Origin of the sequence: Archangium sp. Cb G35 (assembly GCF_001896145.1) — a bacterium.
Classification (GTDB): domain Bacteria; phylum Myxococcota; class Myxococcia; order Myxococcales; family Myxococcaceae; genus Archangium; species Archangium violaceum.
The window spans coordinates 389,531-407,268 of record NZ_MPOI01000010.1 but is presented as its reverse complement, the minus strand read 5'-3'; the positions used below and the strand labels follow the sequence as shown (position 1 = coordinate 407,268).

At 68.9% G+C, this 17,738-nt stretch carries 13 protein-coding genes and 1 pseudogene; 8 read left to right on the top strand and 6 right to left on the bottom strand.

Features of this window, described 5'->3' with window-relative positions; all coding sequences use genetic code 11:
• Positions 1–78 precede the first annotated feature (78 nt).
• From BO221_RS29940 to BO221_RS29910, 7 genes are all read left to right on the top strand, one after another.
• Positions 79–534 carry a response regulator gene (locus BO221_RS29940; protein ID WP_073564173.1) on the top strand — a complete coding sequence of 152 codons (456 nt, stop codon included), beginning with the start codon at positions 79–81 and terminating at the stop codon, positions 532–534.
• An 80-nt stretch (positions 535–614) separates the two neighbouring features.
• Positions 615–1,160, top strand: a complete 546-nt coding sequence (locus tag BO221_RS29935) for a YqgE/AlgH family protein (protein ID WP_073564171.1) — start codon at positions 615–617, stop codon at positions 1,158–1,160.
• A complete protein-coding gene (locus BO221_RS29930) occupies positions 1,160–1,417 on the top strand; it encodes a BolA family protein (RefSeq protein WP_043405371.1) in 258 nt (85 codons plus the stop codon). The genes BO221_RS29935 and BO221_RS29930 overlap by 1 nt, the downstream gene beginning before the upstream one ends.
• Positions 1,418–1,432: 15 nt before the next feature.
• Positions 1,433–1,753, top strand: a complete 321-nt coding sequence (gene grxD / locus BO221_RS29925) for a Grx4 family monothiol glutaredoxin (protein ID WP_073564396.1) — start codon at positions 1,433–1,435, stop codon at positions 1,751–1,753.
• Positions 1,754–2,146: 393 nt separating this feature from the next.
• Positions 2,147–4,192 (top strand): serine protease, encoded by a 2,046-nt coding sequence (locus BO221_RS29920; RefSeq protein ID WP_233166308.1) that lies wholly within the window; start codon positions 2,147–2,149, stop codon positions 4,190–4,192.
• A 231-nt stretch (positions 4,193–4,423) separates the two neighbouring features.
• On the top strand, positions 4,424–5,665 hold the full coding sequence (locus tag BO221_RS29915; protein ID WP_233166307.1) for a DUF2914 domain-containing protein: 1,242 nt from the start codon (positions 4,424–4,426) through the stop codon (positions 5,663–5,665).
• A 2-nt stretch (positions 5,666–5,667) separates the two neighbouring features.
• Positions 5,668–6,168, top strand: coding sequence for a hypothetical protein (locus BO221_RS29910; protein WP_073564167.1), 501 nt, complete (start codon positions 5,668–5,670; stop codon positions 6,166–6,168).
• Positions 6,169–6,358: 190 nt separating this feature from the next.
• On the opposite strand, the gene BO221_RS29905 is transcribed toward BO221_RS29910, so the two are convergent.
• Positions 6,359–7,888, bottom strand: a complete 1,530-nt coding sequence (locus BO221_RS29905; protein WP_073564165.1) for an aminopeptidase P family protein — start codon at positions 7,886–7,888, stop codon at positions 6,359–6,361.
• Positions 7,889–8,046: 158 nt separating this feature from the next.
• On the opposite strand from BO221_RS29905, the gene BO221_RS29900 reads away from it, so the two are divergent.
• Positions 8,047–11,775, top strand: a complete 3,729-nt coding sequence (locus BO221_RS29900; RefSeq protein ID WP_083681607.1) for a serine/threonine-protein kinase — start codon at positions 8,047–8,049, stop codon at positions 11,773–11,775.
• On the opposite strand, the gene BO221_RS29895 is transcribed toward BO221_RS29900, so the two are convergent.
• From BO221_RS29895 to BO221_RS29875, 5 genes and pseudogenes are all read right to left on the bottom strand, one after another.
• A complete protein-coding gene (locus BO221_RS29895; RefSeq protein ID WP_073564163.1) occupies positions 11,746–12,495 on the bottom strand; it encodes a 16S rRNA (uracil(1498)-N(3))-methyltransferase in 750 nt (249 codons plus the stop codon). The two genes, BO221_RS29900 and BO221_RS29895, sit on opposite strands and share 30 nt — an antisense overlap.
• Positions 12,492–13,748 carry a hypothetical protein gene (locus BO221_RS29890; protein WP_143195770.1) on the bottom strand — a complete coding sequence of 419 codons (1,257 nt, stop codon included), beginning with the start codon at positions 13,746–13,748 and terminating at the stop codon, positions 12,492–12,494. The genes BO221_RS29895 and BO221_RS29890 overlap by 4 nt, the downstream gene beginning before the upstream one ends.
• Before the next feature lie 421 nt (positions 13,749–14,169).
• Positions 14,170–15,081 (bottom strand): annotated as a pseudogene (locus BO221_RS29885) (alpha/beta fold hydrolase); the annotation flags it as partial.
• Positions 15,082–15,249: 168 nt separating this feature from the next.
• Positions 15,250–16,989 carry a GMC oxidoreductase gene (locus BO221_RS29880; protein WP_073564157.1) on the bottom strand — a complete coding sequence of 580 codons (1,740 nt, stop codon included), beginning with the start codon at positions 16,987–16,989 and terminating at the stop codon, positions 15,250–15,252.
• The gene (locus BO221_RS29875; RefSeq protein WP_073564155.1) at positions 16,986–17,558 is read right to left on the bottom strand and encodes a hypothetical protein; all 573 of its coding nucleotides are present in this window, start codon (positions 17,556–17,558) and stop codon (positions 16,986–16,988) included. Before BO221_RS29875 ends, BO221_RS29880 begins: the two co-directional genes overlap by 4 nt.
• Positions 17,559–17,738: the final 180 nt, after the last annotated feature.

Below are 17,738 nucleotides of genomic sequence, written 5' to 3'. Positions count from 1 at the left end.
TCACCGGCAGCGAGTGTGGAATTCCGGGCAGTGTGGTGGACGTTGGCACCACACGAACCCCCTGCCCAGAAGGTTGCCATGTCCATCGTCAACGAGGAGCTTCCGATCGCCACGGGTCACGCCCGCTCCAAGACCCGGGACGAAGACAACCTGAAGTTGGAGCCCGTCCGGGGCACGGTCCTCATCGTCGAGGACGATCCGGCCCACCGCGAGCTGCTGGTGGAACTGCTCACGCAGTGGGGTTACGCACCGCTCCCCGTGGGCAGCGCCGAGGAGGCCGAGTTCGCCGTGCGCAACAAGCGCATGGACGCGGCCATCGTGGACGTCTTCCTGCCCGGACGTAGCGGCACCAACCTCATGACCCGCTTGCGCGAGAAGTTCCCCCAGGCCGTGCTCATCGGCGTGAGCGCCATGAGCGACGCGTCCATGGCCCGCAAGTGCAAGGGGCTGGGCGCGGATCTGTTCATCGGCAAGCCGCTGGCTCCCGAGAAGCTCGCCCAGGCGCTCCAGTCCCGGCACACCAGCTGGCACTGAGCGGGCACCCGTCTGGCCCCCGGTCCAGGGTGGGTACGATTCGGTTGCGCGAAGGGAGGGAAGGGCGGACACTTCCCTCTGTGCAGACTCTCGCTCCTGGTCTCCTGGTGGCCATGCCACAACTGACGGACTCCAACTTCCGCCGCTCGGTCATCCTCATGCTCGAGCACAGCGAGGGCGGGTCCATGGGCCTCATCATCAACCGCGGGGCCTCGCTGACGCTGGGGGAGCTGGCCAAGAACCAGTCCCTCACCATCGCCCCCGAGCGGGCGAACCAGCCCGTCTTCATGGGCGGCCCCGTGGAGAACCACCGCGGCTTCGTCCTCCATGACGACGAGAATGTCGAGGAGAAGCACGAGGTGGTGCCCGGCCTCTTCCTGAGCCTCACCCTGGATACGCTCGGACCCCTGTTGAAGGATCCCTCGGCCCACGTGCGCTTCTGCCTGGGCTATGCCGGTTGGGGCGCCCAGCAGTTGGAGAGCGAAATCTCCTCCGGCTCCTGGCTCTATGCCGAGGCGTCCGCCCGGCCCGTGCTAGAGGGGGACCCTGGCATGCTCTGGGAGAACACGCTCAAGAGCATGGGCGTGGATCCCGTGATGCTCTTGAAGGGGAAGGGACTGAACTGATGCTTGATCCAAATGCCATCCGCGAGCGGATCGTGGGCGCGCTGCCCGGCTCGGAAGTGGACGTGCGCGACACCACGGGGACCGGAGACCACTTCGAGGCCCGCGTGGTGAGCCCCGCCTTCGCGGGCAAGTCCATGGTGGAGCAGCACCAGCTGGTGTATGCGCCGCTGCAGGACTGGCTGAAGACCGGCGAGCTGCACGCGCTGGCGCTGAAGACCTACTCGCCCGAACAGTGGAAGAAGTTCGGCAATCGCTGACGAGGTAACCGAATGATGACTCCCGAGTTGAAGGCCCGTTTCGACGAGGCTGTCCGCAACAACAAGATCGTCCTCTTCATGAAGGGCAACGCGATGTTCCCGCAGTGCGGCTTCTCCGCGCGCGCGCTGCAGATTCTGCAGCAGCACGGGCAGGTGCACACGGTGGACGTGCTGGCGGACCCCGAGGTGCGCCAGGGCATCAAGGAGTACAGCAACTGGCCCACGATTCCCCAGGTGTTCATCAACGGGAAGTTCGTGGGAGGCTCGGACATCCTCATGGAGCTGGAAGAGCGCGGCGAGCTGGCGGACATGATCGCCGGCAAGACGCCCGCCTGAGCGCGCCGCACAGGCCCGTGACATCGAGCTCCCGCCGGGGGACGTACTTCCCCGCCGGGAGCTTTTTCGTGCGGGCATGAGCTTTACAGACATTTCACTTCTACCTCGTGTTCCCCGGTTGTAGGGTGCCGCTCCCCACGGCAGGTGCCGTGGCGGCGTGGAGAGGCCGGCTCCACGCCATGAAGTCCGGGGGGCTCCAGACAGGTCAGCGCATCCGCGTTGCCGCCTGGTCCCTCTGTGAGAGGACGCCTCTTGGGGGGCGTCAACGGAGCGATGAGGATGGATTTTCAGTCACGTCGCCGCGCCGGGTGGCGCGGTACGGCAGGAATGGTGTGTCTTGGATTGCTCTCCGCCGCGCTGCCGGGCTGCGGGAGGGAGGATGCGCGCCCCGCGTTGCCCGAGGCGATCGGCTCCACGGGACAGGAGTCGCAGTGTGGCGCCACGTTGGACTTCCAGCATGTCGAGCAGTACGACGGCTCGTTCAACGTCACGACGGGTTTCGTCGAGAACCGTCAGCGGCCCGTCGCGCAGACGCAGTGGCGGAACGATCTCGCGGCGCGCTACGACAATCCCGGAGACGTGAACGGGCAGCGCTGGTGCTCCGGGACGCTCATCTCGGAGGATCTCTACCTGACGGCCGCGCATTGCTTCAGGGAGGGCAACGGCTGGACGTTCCCCCGTGACGCCGCGGGCAATCCCATTGCGCCAGCGGTGGCCGCGCAAGAGATGCTCGTCAGGTTCAATTATCAGCGCGCCCCGGACAATTCGCTGCGCACGGAGCAGACGTACACAGTCGATGCGCTCGTCGAGTTCGAATTGAACGGGCTCGATGTTGCCTTGCTTCGCCTCAATGGCGCACCGGGGCTGATCCATGGTGCCGCGCGCATCGCGCGGAATGATGCCGCGACGAATGAGCCCCTGGCCATCATCGGGCACCCGGCCGGGCAGCCGAAGCAGCTCTCCACGGGTAACAGCGCTGGCATCAGTGGCAACCGCCTCAACTACGGCAACCTGGATACGCTCGGTGGCAACTCTGGCTCGGGAATCCTCCACAGCGAGACGGGCCTCCTCGTTGGCGTGCACACCAACGGGGGCTGCACCACGACCGGGGGGAACAACTTTGGCATGCGCATCGGGGCTGTTCTCGCTGCCTCCACGGAGATCACCTCCGTGCTGAACGCGCAGGACAGGGTCCTCGCCACCTTCCAGAGCCAGCTGGGGCGGGAGCCGGCGGAGTCCGAGTACGTGCAGTACGTGCGGGCTCTGTCCGTGGCGTTGGCCGGAGGCTCCCAGGCCGAGCTCGACCGGGTGGTCCGGGGCACCGCGGATGTGCAGCTCGTCGGTGACTTCATGGACCTGGGCCATGATCAGGTGCTCCACATCAACCGCGGCGGTTCGGCCACGAAGATCATGATCCTTGATCGCCAGTCCGGCACGGCCCCTGGCACTCCCCTCTATTGGGAGGAGTGGGGCCAGTCGGGCCTGCTGAATGGCTGGGTGGATGGCGAAGACCTGCAACTCGCCGGTGACTTCATGAACCTGGGGTACGACCAGGTGATGTTCATCAACCGCGATGGCGTGGGCGGCAAGGTGATGGTGGTGGACTACAAGGCCGGCATCGTGCCGGGCACCGTGCGCGCCCACGAGAGTTGGACGGGTCCCTCGTGGCTGGGTGGCTGGATCGACGATGGCGACCTGCAGCGCGTGGGGGACTTCCGTGGCCTGGGACATGACCAGGTGATGTTCATCAACCGCGGCGGCATCGGCGGCAAGGTGATGGTGTTGGACTACTCCGTCAGCGTGCAGCCCGGGCTCCTGGGGACTCAGGTCTACTCGGAGGCGTGGGGCCAGTCGGCTCAACTGGATGGCTGGATCGGGGATGAAGACCTGCAGCTCGTCGGTGACTTCACGAACCTGGGGTACGACCAGGTGATGTTCATCAACCGCGATGGCACCGGCGGCAAGGTGATGGTGGTGGACTACGGCTCCGGAGCCGTGCCGGGCACCGTGCGCGCCCACGAGAGCTGGACGAGCCCCTCGTGGCTGGGTGGCTGGATCGACGATGGCGACCTGCAGCGCGTGGGGGACTTCCGTGGCCTGGGACATGACCAGGTGATGTTCATCAACCGCGGCGGCACTGGCGGCAAGGTGATGGTGTTGGACTACGCCGTCAGCGTGCAGCCCGGGCTCCTGGGGACTCAGGTCTACTCGGAGGCATGGGGCCAGTCGAACCTGCTGCTGGATTGGCTCGACCCCAACGACCTGCTCCTCACGGGTGACTTCCGTGGGCTGAACCACGCTCAGGCGATGTTCATCAACCGCGCGGGCACGGGTGGCACGGCCATGGTGGTGGACTACGTGTCGGGCACCGCCCCGGGCACCACGGTCTACTATGAGGACTGGGCCAGTCCCTCGTGGCTCGGAGGTTGGATCGACTGAGCCATCCTCCTGACGGCGCTCGCCAGGGTGCCGTCCGAGGAGGCGTTCAGTCTCCCGCCCACGAGGACGAAGGCACGTCCTGCCCATCGCTCGGGCAGGACGTGCCGGGGAGACATACGTACAATGGGCCCCGCTGCCATGAGCACGGCGGCCCGGTGCGGAGCAGCACGCCCCAGCACAACGCCTGGATGGGGACGAACCGGTAGGACCCGCCAGGCTCCTGGGAACGACGTGGCCACGGCAACACCGCGCATCTCCGAAGAGACGGCTGCTCCCGTGGAGCCGGCCGAAGCCCCGGCGCCCGTGGGCCCGCTGGGGCTCGTCTCCAAGGTGCCGGCCGCGCATTCTCCGCTGAAGCAGCGGGTGCGGGACTTCCGGGCCCGCCACGCGAAGTGGGAGCTGGCGCTCTTCTTCTTCGCGAGCTTCGCCTACGACATCGCCACGCTGCGGCGCATCGACAACTGGCTCGTGCTCACCAAGCAGGGCGTGTTCCTCGGTGTGCTGGGCCTGCTGTTGCTGGTGGAGCTGCGTTGGAGCTGGGACACGGAGCCGCCGCGGTGGCTGGCCCGGGTGTGGCGCTTCCGCGAGGACGCGCTGCACTTCTTCCTCGGCGGACTGCTGAGTCCCTACACCCTCTTCTATTTCAAGAGCGCGTCCGGGCTGACGGCGTTCCTGTTCCTCACGGGCGTCTTCGGGCTGTTGGTGGTCAACGAGCTGCCGCGCTTCCGGGCGCTGGGGCCCGTGGTGCGCGTGGGACTCTTCAGTTTCTGCCTCACCTCGTACTGCGCGTACCTGCTGCCCGTGGTGCTCGGCTACTACAGCGGGACGCTGTTCATGGCCTCCGTGGGCCTGTCCTGCGTGGCCACGCTGCTCATCACCCTGCTGGTGAGGGTGTGGAGCGGGGAAGGGCGGCGCACGCTGCGGCACGTGGCGCTGCCGGGGCTCGGCATCCAGGGGCTGCTGGTCGCGCTGTACCTGCTGAAGGCCATTCCCCCGGTGCCGCTGTCCATGCTCTCGAGCGGCATCTACCACGGCGTGGAGGTGGTGAAGGGCCCCCGGGGCAAGGACTACCGGCTGCTCCACGAGCGCGCCGAATGGCGGCTGTGGGAGCGCGGGGACCAGGACTTCCGTGCGCGCTCCGGTGACCGGGTCTACTTCTTCGCCAGTGTCTTCGCGCCCACGAGCTTCAAGCCGCAGCGCGCGGGAGACCGGGGCACCCGGCTCGTCATCCGCTGGTACTACGACGACCCGGAGAAGGGCTGGTCGCAGTACCACGCCTATGACGATCTGTACCTGGAGCAGGGCGGGCGCGAGCGCGGCTTCCGGACGTTCGCGTACGTGACGAATCCCCGGCCCGGTGACTGGCGCGTGGCCATGGAGACCGAGGACGGGCGGGAAATCGGCCGCCTGTCCTTCACGGTGAGCCCCGACGCCTCCACGGCGCCGCGCGAGTTCAAGGTGGAGGCAGGATGAGGATGCGCTCGACCCTCCTGGCGCTCACGGTGCTCGTGGGCCTTCCCGGCTTCGCGCGAGACCAGACCGGAACGCCGTACCACCCCCGGATCGCGGGCGTGCCCATGGCCTGTATGTCCGCTCAGGGTGCGCCGGTGGCCTTCGTGCCGAACACCTCGCTCGCCGATGTCGGGCTGTGGTTCTCCGGGTGGCCCGGCGTTCCTGCGCACGTCGAGTACAACCCCGGCCTGCTGGCGCGACTGCCGCCGAAGGTGCAGCTCTTCTGGTTCGGCCATGCGTGCGCACATGCGGTGCCCGTGGAGAACCCCGGCGAGGAGGGCGCGGACTGCGCGTCCATCCAGTTCCTCAAGCGGCAGGGGCTCGTGTCGCGAGCGCAGGTGGGCGAGCTCGAGTCCTACTTCCTGAGCGCGCCAGCGGTGGTGCCCTGGGGTCATCGCCCAGGGCCCGAGCGCGCCCGGCTGCTGCTCGCGTGTTACGACCGCGGTCCTCAGCCGAGGCGTTGATTCCCTGCTCTTCCCTCTCCCCTCGGGAGAGGGTCAGGGTGAGGGTGCCAGAGCCCGTTCTTCAACCCGTGGCCCTCAGTGTGGGCAGGGGGTTCAACCCGGGTTCACCCGATACCCTCACCCCGTCCCTCTCCCGGAGGGCGAGGGGAAATGGGCACGGTGTCAGCACGCGGACCTGACCCGAAGGGGATCAGCGCTTCTCGCTCCAGATCTGCTTCATCCAGTCCTCGATGTCCCTCGGCTCGCGGGGGATGTCCTCGGACAGGACGCGGCAGCCCGACTTCGTCACGAGCACGTCGTCCTCGATGCGCACGCCGATGCCCCGGTACTTCGCCGGCACCGTCAGGTCGTCCTTCTGGAAGTACAGGCCCGGCTCCACCGTCAGCACCATGCCCGCCTTCAGCTTGCCGTACTTGTAGGCCTCCTGACGCGCCTGCGCGCAGTCATGCACGTCCAGGCCCAGCATGTGGCTGACGTTGTGCAGCGAGTAGCGCTTGTAGAACTGGTGCTCTTCCTTCAGCGCCTCCTCCGGCGTCGTCTTGAGGATGCCCAGCTCATACAGGCCCGCGGCCAGGACCTTCATGGCGGCCCGGTTGGGCTCCATGAAGTCGTTGCCCGGCTTCACCGCGGCGATGGCCTGGTTCTGCGCCTCCAGCACCAGCTCGTAGATTTCGCGCTGCTCCTTGGAGAACTTGCCGGAGATGGGCAGCGTGCGCGTGATGTCCGCCGTGTAGAGGCTGTTGCCCTCCACGCCCGCGTCCAGCAGCAGCAGCTCGCCCTTCTTGATGTCGCCATCGTTGCGCGTCCAGTGCAGCACGCAGGCGTGGTGGCCGGCCGCGGCGATGGTGCCGTAGCCCACGTCGTTGCCCTCCACCCGCGCGCGCAGGTTGAAGACTCCCTCCACCTCGCGCTCGCTCCGGGCCGCCTTCAGCCGGCGGATGACGTCCTCGAAACCCCGGTGCGTGGAGTCGATGGCCGTCTCCAGCTCGCGCACCTCCAGCTTGTCCTTGATGAGCCGCATCTCGGACAGCGCCGTGGCCAGCTGCTTGTCTCGCTCGGCATGCTCCGTCACCGCGCCGTCCACCCGGGCCGACATGCCGCGCAGCACGCGCGTGGGGATGACGGCCGCGCCCCGCAGGCCCTCCAGGAAGCCCGGAAGCTCCGGCAGGCCGCGAGCCTCGTGCACGCCGAAGCGCGCCTGGCTCTCCTTCACGCCCAGCCTCGGGCCCACCCACAGCTCGCCCTTCACGCGGTCCGTGAAGAAGGTGGTGTCGCTGCGGCCCGGGTTGGTCTCCACGAAGAGGATGTCCGTGTGGCCGCCGCCCTCCTTCGGCTGGAGCACGAGCACGCAGTCGGGCTCCATGTTGCCCGTCAGGTAGTAGAAGTCCGTGCCCGGCCGGAAGCGGTAGTACGTGTCGTTGGCGCGCACCTTCTCGTGGCCGGTGGGAATGACGAGCGTCTCGCCCGGGAAGAGCTTGGAGAGTTCCCGGCGCCGGGCCTCGAAGACCTCGGCGTTCTTCATCTTCGGAGGGGGCTTGCCGCCCTGGGGCTTCCACCCCGTCATCATGAAGTCGAGCAGCGCGGGAGGCGCCACCGAGTCATGACCGGCGGGCTTCGCCTTCGACTCCGACTCCGGGGTGATGAGGGGCTGCTGCTCGGGCACCTGCTCCTGCGCGGTGGCCGCGACGGCCTGGGCTCTGGATGGGGTCTTCTTCGCCATGGGAGATGACTCTTCAACAACCCATCGCGCCCCTTCAAGCCCGATGCACCACGTCTTCCGCGTGATGTCCGACGTAGGGCGGTACTGGCTCTCCCGCTGAATCGTGTTATTCCTTGTCTCCCGGGCTTCCGGCGAGCCGGGGGGACATGCGGCCCGTGATGAGCGACGACGAGCAGACAGCGGTGATCGACAGCAGCCGGGGGCTGCTCTCCAGCGGCACGCTGGGTTCGATGGACAACCGCACACCCATCTCCATGCCGGGCATCTCGTTCGCCGAGCGGCGCTCGCTGGAGCCGGGAATGCGGGTGTCGGGCCGCTACCTCATCCGCGAGCAGCTGGGCGAAGGCGGCATGGGCCGCATCTGGCTCGCCGAGGACGAGCAGGAGCAGCGCCGCGTGGCGCTCAAGGTGATGCAGCTGCCCGCGGGCCTGCCGCACGCCAAGGTCGAGGAGCTCGTGCTGATGTTCCGCCACGAGTACTTCGCGATGAAGCGGCTCCAGCACCCGGGCACCCTCAAGGTGTTCGACTGGGGGCTGACCGAGTCGGGCCACCGTTTCATCACCATGGAGGCGGTGGACGGCCAGGACTTGAGCCGGCTGGCGCGCGAGCAGGCGCTCGACACCCGCACCCTCTACCGCGTCCTCATCCAGATGGCGCAGGTGCTGGCCTTCATCCACTCGCGCCTCTACGTGCATTGCGACATCAAGGCCAGCAACGTGCGCATCACCAGCTCCGGCGCGGTGAAGCTGATGGACTTCGGGGTGATGCACCAGGTGGGCACGCCGGGCTCCGGCCGGCTCAAGGGCACCCTGGAGTACCTCGCCCCCGAGTGGCAGCGCGGCGCCAGCATCGACGGGCGCGCGGACCTGTACTCGCTCGGGGTGATGGCCTACTTCCTGGCCACGCGCCAGCTGCCCTTCAAGAAACGCGACACCCCGGCGTCGCTGCTCGCGGACCACCTCACCCGCCACCCCCCGCGTCCCTCCAGCATCTGCCCGGTGGAGCCCTGGCTGGAGGAGATCATCCTCGTGCTGCTCGCCAAGGATCCCCGCGAGCGCTTCCAGAACGCCTCCGAGCTGTTGACGGCGCTGTGCCAGGCCAGTGGTGAGCCGCTGCCCGAGGAGCCACTGGCGGCGCGGACCAGCTACCTGCACATTCCGGAGGTGGTGGGGCGGAAGGCGGAGCTGGAGTTGATGCTGCGCGCGCTCCAGAAGGCCGGCCAGGGCGAGTCCCGCGCGGTGCTGCTGGGAGCGCCCGCGGGCGTGGGCAAGTCGCGCCTGTTGCAGGAGTTCGAGCTGCAGGCCCAGCTCTCCGAGGTTGCCGTCGGAGTGGGCCAGTGCCGCGCGGAGGGCCTGGCGCCGCTGGCGCCCGTGGGGCAGGCGCTGCGGATGCTGGTGCCGCGCACCCCGGTGGAGCTGATGGAGCGGCTGCGGCCCCTGCTGGGCAAGCTGGTGCCGTCGCTCGCCACCGGGCCGGTGCCCACCTTCCGGGACGCGGGCGCGGAGAAGATGGCCGTCTTCGGGGCGCTCGCCGAGTGGCTCCAGACGCTGGGCCACCAGTGCTCCTTCGTGCTGTGCATCGAGGATCTGCAGTGGGCGGATGCCGCGTCGCTGGAGGTGCTCAACGTCATCATCCGCTCGCTGCACCAGACGCGCGGAATGGTGGTGGCCACCTTCCGCTCGAACGAGCTGAACCGGCTGAGCCTGGCCTTCGAGACGGTGGACGAGGGGCTCACCTCGCGCCTGGAGCTGTCGCCGCTGACGGCCGGGAACATCGAGGATCTGGTGAGTCTGGTGCTGCCCGGCCTGGACGTGCCCGCGGGCTTCGTGGCCCGGCTGCATGCCACCACCGGCGGCAATGCCTTCTTCGCCACCGAGTGCCTGCGCATGCTGGTGGAGGAGGGTGCCCTGAAGCGGGTGGGTGGCCGCTGGTGCGCGGTGGAGAACCTGGAGGAGCGCGAGCTGCCAGGAAGCATCCGGGAGACGGTGCTGGCGCGGCTGGCCACGCTGCCCCACGAGCGGGTGGCGCTGCTGCGGCGGCTGGCTCCGGCGGGGCGAAGCCTGGAGCTGCCCCTGGTGCGCGCGCTGTCGGAGCTGCCCGAGGCGGAGTTGTTCCATGCGCTCGACGAGCTGGTGGAGCGCCAGTTCCTCCAGCGGGTGGAGGGCCGCTGCGTCTTCACCCACGACACGGTGCACGAGTCGCTCCACGACAGCACCCCGGAGGCGGAGCGGCGGGCCCACCACGGGCGCATCGCGGAGTTCCTCCTGCAACTGGGCGGCAACCGGCCGGGTGTGGCGCGGGCGGTGGGTTACCACTTCATCCGCTCGAACGAGCCACAGCGCGCCGTCATCCCGTTGCTGCGCGCCGGACAGGCCTCCATCGAGGCCAAGGCCCTGCTGGATGCCACGCTGGTGCTGAAGGAGGCCGCCGCGCTTCTGGAGGCCGGGCCCCGCTCACCCGAGCGAGCGGAGCAGCTCATCCGCACCTGGGTGACGCTCATCGAGATCGGCTACGTGAGCGATCCGCCCACCTCGCTGCTCTACGCGGAGAAGCTCTTCGCCCATTGGGCGGCCACGGTGGACCTGGGCGCGGGCCGGCGGGAGGCACTGGCGCGGCTCGCGGAGGCGTCCGCGGTCCCGGAGGCCGGGCGCGGCGAGGCGTTGCTGCGCGTCATCCGGGAGATTCCAATCGAGCCGCGGATGGCACCCACGGAGGTCTTCTGGAAGCAGGCGGAGCTCCAGATATTGCAGAGCATCGCGCTGGCCATCATGGGCCGCACGGCGGAGTTCCACGCGCTGCTGGAGCGCGTACAGGCCGAGCACCCGGTGGAGTCTCCCTATCGCTCCGGTGCCCTCATCGCGAGGGGAGGGCTCAGCTCGCACACCGGCCGTTTCTCGGGCGTGGTGGAGGCGCAGCGCGCGGAGGTGGACCGGCTGCGTGCCCTGCGCGACGCCGTGGGGCAACCGCCCCGGCGCCTGGCGTGGGCGCTCGGCATGGGCTGCTACTTCCTGAACATGAACCTGGCCCTGCGCGGTGAGCCGCTCGACGAGCTGGCCACGCAGGACGGGTTCGACGTCGCGGACGCCTACGGCTTCACCGACATCCGCATCTACCACCTGCAATCGCAGATCGTCCGCGCGTCCTTCATCGGCGATGCCACGGCCTTCGTGCCGCCCTTCAGCGAGAAGCAGGAGCTCATCCGGCTCCTGGGCCACCCGCGCCTGCCCGAGCGCAACCTCGCCATCTACACTCCGCCCTACTACCTGGAGCGAGGCGAGCACGAGCTGGTGGCCGCGGTGGTGGCCAAGGGCGAGCAGCTCTCCAAGGTGCTGCCCGGGGACCGCTGGTTGAAGCTGTACGTGCTGGTGTACTCGGCATGCCGGGATGTCCTTTTCGAGGACGCGGCCGCCGCTCGCGAGTCGCTGCCCAGGGCGCTGGAGGCCGCGAGGGCGGGGGACTTCCGGATGGAGACGCTGGTGCGTGTCTACGAGTCCCGTTTCGAGCTCGCCCAGGGCCGTCCGGACGCCGCGCGCGAGGCGGCGGAGGCGGCGCTGAAGCGCTCCCTGGAGCCGGTGCTCGCCAATCCGTTCGATGAGATTCTCTCCCGCCGCGCGTTGGCACCGCTGGTGCCAGAGGAGGAGGGGGAGGCGCACCTGGCCCGAGCGCTCGAACTGGCCGAGGCCACGGGCAATGTGTTGCAGGTGGGGCTGGTGAAGCTGGCCCTGGCGGAGCGGTGGTTCCTGCATGCGCCCGAGCGGGCGGACGCGGTCCTCGACGCGGCGGAAGGGGTCTTCCTCGCCGTGAAGGCTGGAGCGCTGCTGCCGCGCGTGGAGGTCCTGCGTGCGGCGACGAGGCCCTCAGGCCGTGCGCGCTGTGTCCTCCCGTAGCAGCGCGAGCTGTCCGAGGAGCACGGGAACGGCGGTCTCCACCCGGAGGATGCGAGGGCCGAGGGAGAAGGGCCGGAAGCCGTGGGCCTCCAGCAGTTCCGCCTCGAAGGGCACCCAGCCGCCGTCCGGCCCCACGGCCATCACCACGCGCGGTGCTTCCTGGACGCCCACCCGGTGCAGGGGTTGGGGCGCGGGCGGATGGGGGAGGAGCCGGAGGGCCCCGGTGCCGAAGATGGCATCCAGCTCGTCCTCGACGAAGGGACGGAAGCGCTCCCGGATGAGCACCTCGGGGAGCCGGGTATCGCGGGCCTGTTCCAGGCCCTGGAGGAGGAGCTCCTCGACGAAGCCGGGGGCCAGCACCTTGGAGTCGAAGTAGCTCTTTTCCACGCGCGCGGCGTTGACGAGCACCACGCGGTCCACGCCGAGCTGGGCCACCGCGGGCAGCACGCGCTTGAGGGCCTTGGGGCGGGGAATGGCGAGCAGCAGATCCACCCCGGCCCTCGGGGGAGGCGGGTCGGTGAGGGAGACACGCAGGCGCAGCAGGCCCGGTGTGTTTTCCAGCACCTCGCCAGTGCCCACGAGCCCACCGAGCCTGCCCACGCGCAGTGTTTCTCCGGGCTCGGCGCGGAGCACCTCGCGGGCGTGTTGGGCCCGGCGGCCCGTCATCTGGACGGTGCCATCGGGGAGGAAGTCGGAGTCCTGGAGGAGGAGCAGGTTCACTGGGGTGGAGTCTCTTGCGCTCGTTGTACCTGCTCGACCTTCTTCACGGCCTCACGGGCCCGCTCGAGGAGCTCCTCGGGTGTGGGGATCCGGGCCTTCTCCAGGGGGAGCTCGGGATTCGGGTTCTTGCCGGCGGTGGCGGGGGGCTGGGCGCCGGACGCGGGCTGAGCCGCTCCCGCGGGAGCAGGGGCGCCCGAGAGCAGGGAATCCGCCAGGTTCGCCCGGGTGCGTTGGGCCTCCTCGACCTGCTTCACGGTGTCCCGGGCCCGCTGGAGGAGCTCCGCGGGAGAGGCGAGCTGGGCGTTCTCCAGCACCTTCTCGGGACTCGGGTCCTTCTTGGCCACGGGCGGGGACTCGGGCTCCGGTTTGGGCCCGGAGGCATGGGGATCCCCGAGACCCAGTGGGCCGCTCATGGTGAGGATCTGGGCATCCACGGGCACGGCTCGGGCGCGGTACGCGTCGGGCACATCGTCGCGCGAGCTCACGAAGTGGACCGTGCCCTTCTCATCCTCGTACCGGTACATGCCGGCGGAAGCGTTGAAGACCTGCTTCTCCTCGGGCGAGGCCGGGAAGCCGTCACCCTCGAAGCCGAGGCGGAGCGCCTGTCCATCGACCATGTCGAGCTCGACGGTCTTCCCGTCGGAGGTGTAGCGAGGGGGAGCTCCCGGGAAGCCTCCATGGCCCTTGAGCCAGAGGATGCGGAGGGTGGGCTCGCGCACTTCGATGGGAGCACGGAGGAGGGCTCCGGCCTTGGCGCCCTTCACGCGCACCCCATGCTCATAGAGCGTGGCCACCTCCACGTCCTGCCAGCGGGCCCCTGCCTGGAGGGACGCGGGCATTGGCTCGATCACGAGCACCCGTTTGCCGTCTGGAGAGACGAACTTGAGCTGCTCCCGCGTCGCGATGCAGGTGTCCCACTTCCACACGGTCTTCCGGTCATCCCACGGCGATGACCACGTCGAGGTGCTCGTGCACCGGAGGGCCTTGCCGTTGCTGAACGCGGTCTGTTGGACCTCCGCGTTGCCGTCCGCGGAGCGAGCCGACCACGTCTGCTCGGGAAGCTCCTCCGCCGGAGCGGGTGGGGGCTCGGCGGGTGGAGCTTCCCCGGCCGTTTCCGGAAGAGAGGCCTGGGTGCCAGCGTTGGTTCCGGAGCCAGGCGGCTGCTCGCTCGTGGCGGCCGGCTCGGGCCGGGCGGATTGCTGACAGCCGCTCGAGAGCACCACCGCAACCACCACCAGATTCCTCAATCGCATGCGACCCCTCGGTGCTCCGTGTCCGGAGGCGGGAGCGTACACGAGTCCCGATAGCACTCGGAAACCGAAGGGGTGTCCCTGGGAGCAAGCGTCCCTGGGAACAAGCGCTGACAACGCGGCCATTTCCCCTCGCCCTCCGGGAGAGGGACGGGGTGAGGGTGCCTCGAATCCCGGGTTGAACCCCCTGTCCACACTGGGGTCCATGGGTTGGAGAACAGGGACAGATACCCTCACCCTGACCCTCTCCCGAGGGGAGAGGGGATATCTGGCCGGATCAGTGCGCCGTGCGCGTCACGTCCTCCTGGATATGGAGATGGACCTGACGGCGTCTCCGTTCGCCCCGGTGCGCATTCATGTACCGCACGAAGCGGGGGAACACATCGCGTGCGCAGTCCTTGCCCATGAAGACATCCTGGTGCCCGTACCCCGGGATGATCTCGAGCGAATGCCGTCCCGGCGCGAGCGACTCGAGCCGCTGATAGCAGACGATGTTCGAGTCGGTGAAGACGTGGTTGCTCTCTCCGGTGACGAACAGGACCGGCGTGTCGATCTCCTCGGCGAAGTCGAAGTAATCGTCGGGCAGATGGTCGAGCCTCGGGTCGGAGGGGTCGTATTTCACGGCGCCGCCGGCGCTCACCATCTTCCGCACGTGCCGGTAGTAGTGGACGCTGGTGGCGCCGTAGAGATCTCCGCCGCGCTGGTGGGTGACGTCGTGCAGGTTCTCGTGGTGGTAGAGCGCGGGCCAGCCGGTGCCCCACATCATGCTGAGCATGTGGCAGGCCGGCACGTCGCACTCGGGGTGGAGCAACTCCACGGCTCGTCCGATCAGCCCGCTCCGGGAGAGCAGGGGCTCGTCGCGGGCGTTCGGGTCGACGTAGGGCAGATCCATCACGCGCTCGAGGAAGAATGGCGCCACGGCGAGCTTCAGGCGCGACCACGTGGGGATGCGCGGGGTGAGCCCCACGCTGTTGGCGATGACGCTGGTGATGCCCTCCACCGCGCCACCGAAAAGGCTCATCAGGAAGGAGACCGAGCCCAGGCAGTGGCAGATGACGTGCAGCCGCTTGTTACCGATCTCCTGGCGGATGCGGGCCACGGCGGCCGGGTGGTCGAACGCGGCGACGTCATCCATCGTGTAGCGGTGCCGCCGCAGGTTGTACGGGTGCCGGTTGCTCATCCGGAAGTCGAGCGTCCACACATCGGTGAACCCATGGTCCAGCAGGTGGCGGACCAGGTTCTCGTGCTCCGGCATGATGAACATGTCGCTGGACGTGGTGAGTCCGTGGATGACGAGCACCGCGTCGTCACACGGCTCACGCTGGAAGCGCAGCATGCTCAGCCCGAGCTTGTCCCCGGTGGTGAAATGGTAGGTGCGGACATCGGCGTCCGGCACACCCTCCAGGGTGAAGCGGGGGACCACGCGCTCGTGCTCCGGTGTCCGCGAGTCCTTTGTTCGTGGCGAAATGTTCATGCGTGTCTTCCTCCGTAAGGATGATGGGTTTCAGGCCGCCTCGGCCCCCGATTGCTCCCGGGTGCTCGGGTGGATGGGGCGCCGTGCGAGGAGCCGCTCGGCGAAGCGGTCCGAGAGGGCGGCGATGGTGAGCGCGGGGTTGGGACCAACGGGGCCGGGCATCACCGAGCCATCCGCCACGTAGAGGCCGGGATAGCCGAAGACCTCGCCATGGGCATCGACGACTCCCTCGTGTTTGTCGCGCCCCATCGCGCAGCCGCCGAGCGGATGCACGGTGACCATCTGGCCCAGGTACCCGAGCGGGTTGTGCGCCAGCTCCCCCTCGAGTGCCGAGGCGATCTCCTCCATGGCTCCGCGCAGCCGTCGGAAGTATCTGGCCGAGCCGCCGCGAGGGCTCCAGTCCAGATCCAGCGTCCCGTGGCGAGTCAGCCGCAACCTGCCATCGGGGATGTCCCGGCCCATGCCGAGCAACGCCATCGACGTGGCCGAGTCCATGCAGGGACCGAGCGCCTCGGCGAGATGCGCGCCGATGTCGCTCCTGCGCTCGGTGCGCGCCCACTCCCGGGCCAGCCGCCCGGCGAGCTTGAGCGAGCGCAGCATCACCGGCAGGGGGTTGCGCGACTCGTACAGCCAGTTGAGGAGCTCCGGGTGCCCGGCGTCCTGGATGTAGAAGCCTCGCCCATCGCCGCCCTCGAGTGCGTCCCGGACGCGGATGGCGCTGGTGATGACGGGGCCATTGCCCCCATCGAGCACCCGTGGCCGGGAGGTGCCGGAGTCACTGTTCTTGCTGCCCAGGAGGAAGGACAGCAGGTCGCCGTTGCCCGAGAAGCGCAGGCCGAGCTGCCGGCTGAGCCGGGGGAACGAGTGCCGGTTGCGCAGCAGCAACTGGTTCGTCCCGAAGGTGCCGGCCGCGAGGATGAGCCGGTCCGCGGTGATGAGGTGCCGGCGAGGCTCGCGCGGGAGCGGTTCGCCCTCGGCGACGTTGCTGTAGTCCACGTACTCGACGGCGTAGCCACCGCCCACGTCCGGACGGAAGGCCTTCACCTCGCACCGGGGGCGGAGCTCGGCGCCCAGGCGCTTCGCCGCCGACAGGTACGTGTAGTCCAACGAGTTCTTGCTGCCGTAGTTGCAGCCGAGGTTGCACTCCCCGCACATGCGGCAGGTGAGGCGCGTGCGGCCGTGCAGGTTCGGCGCGGACTCGAGGATGGGCTCGCCCGGGACGGGCCGCTGCCCCGGGTTGCCGAAGGTCACGCCCAGCTTCGGGAGGAACCACTCGTACCCCAGCCGCCCGGCGGCCTGCTTCATCGCCTGCGTCTTGGGGGTGGAGCGGTAGGGCTCGTGCTCGAAGGGGAAGCGCTGTGCCTTCATCATCGCTTCCACCTGGTCGTAGTGGGCCTCCAGCTCCTGGCGGGTGACGGGCCAGTACTCGTAGCCGCCGGAGGTCCGGTCCTCGCGGACGAAGGTGTGCTCGTCCTTGCGGAGGAGCACGTTGGCGTAGAGGAGCGAGCCGCCGCCCAGCCCGCTGGCCACCACGCCCCCCAACCACCGGAAGGACCAGATGTTGAAGAGTCCGTGGAGGCCCCGGCCCGGGTCCCAGAAGCCGTGGCGGATCTCCCGGGGGCTGCGAGGGAAGGAGCCCGGCGGGTACACCTTGCCCCGCTCGAGCAGGCACACGCGCAGGCCCGCCTCGGCCAGCCGGTAGCACATCACCGAGCCGCCGAAACCGGAGCCGACGATGATGGCGTCGAAGTGCTCGGGTCGCGCGGTCATGCGTAGAGCTCCCAGAGGTTGCCGAGGAAGAACCGGCCGAAGCGCACCAGCGTCTGAGAGCCGCCCCGGGGTGAGCGCATGCTGGCCATGAGCGCGAGCAGCTCGCGGATGCCGACCGAGAGCACGCCCGTGGCAACCACCGGGCCCCGCTCGTCGTGGCCCTCGTGCAGGGTGGTGAGCAGCCGGGTGGTGTCCGTCCAGAGGTCCGGCCCCGGGTCATCCCGGAGGAACTTGGTGCCGGACAGGAAGTACGTGCGTCCCTCGTGCTCGAAGCGGGCGTCGTAGTGCATCAACCGCATGAGCGGATCGTCCGAGGGGGAGAAGAGCTGGAAGCGGCCCTGGCGGACGGGGAGGCATTTGGAGAAGGGCGGGAAGGAGAGGTGCCCGCCCAGCCAGGCCTCGTGCTCGGGGTCCAGGAGGAAGTCCTCCATGGAGTCGATGCGGATGGTGGCGTGCAGGGACAGGCGCGTGGTGCGGCCGTGGCGCGCGTGGTGCCCGGACTCCCGCCTGCCCAGCGCCATGGGGCCGGACAGGGTCTCGTGGAAGAGCAGGTCGGGAGTGAAGGGCATGAGGGGGTTCCTTTCGAGGGCCGTGGTGGGTCGCGTCCTCTCTATGTTCAGAGTGGGCAAGCAGGGGCTGTGAGCGGTGGGAGGGAGTCAGAGTGGACGCCCGCACCGGGCCGCCGCATGCTCCCTGGGAGAGCAGGCCGGGCGGCATGTGGCGCCGTCACACCGCGAGGCAGGGGTCTC

Coding starts and splice junctions, on each gene's coding strand:
- grxD (WP_073564396.1), top strand. CDS start 1,433: ATGACTCCCGAGTTGAAGGCCCGTTTCGACGAGGCTGTCCGCAACAAC.
- BO221_RS29880 (WP_073564157.1), bottom strand. CDS start 16,989: ATGACCGCGCGACCCGAGCACTTCGACGCCATCATCGTCGGCTCCGGT.
- BO221_RS29890 (WP_143195770.1), bottom strand. CDS start 13,748: ATGCGATTGAGGAATCTGGTGGTGGTTGCGGTGGTGCTCTCGAGCGGC.
- BO221_RS29930 (WP_043405371.1), top strand. CDS start 1,160: ATGCTTGATCCAAATGCCATCCGCGAGCGGATCGTGGGCGCGCTGCCC.
- BO221_RS29905 (WP_073564165.1), bottom strand. CDS start 7,888: ATGGCGAAGAAGACCCCATCCAGAGCCCAGGCCGTCGCGGCCACCGCG.
- BO221_RS29900 (WP_083681607.1), top strand. CDS start 8,047: ATGAGCGACGACGAGCAGACAGCGGTGATCGACAGCAGCCGGGGGCTG.
- BO221_RS29940 (WP_073564173.1), top strand. CDS start 79: ATGTCCATCGTCAACGAGGAGCTTCCGATCGCCACGGGTCACGCCCGC.
- BO221_RS29875 (WP_073564155.1), bottom strand. CDS start 17,558: ATGCCCTTCACTCCCGACCTGCTCTTCCACGAGACCCTGTCCGGCCCC.
- BO221_RS29910 (WP_073564167.1), top strand. CDS start 5,668: ATGCGCTCGACCCTCCTGGCGCTCACGGTGCTCGTGGGCCTTCCCGGC.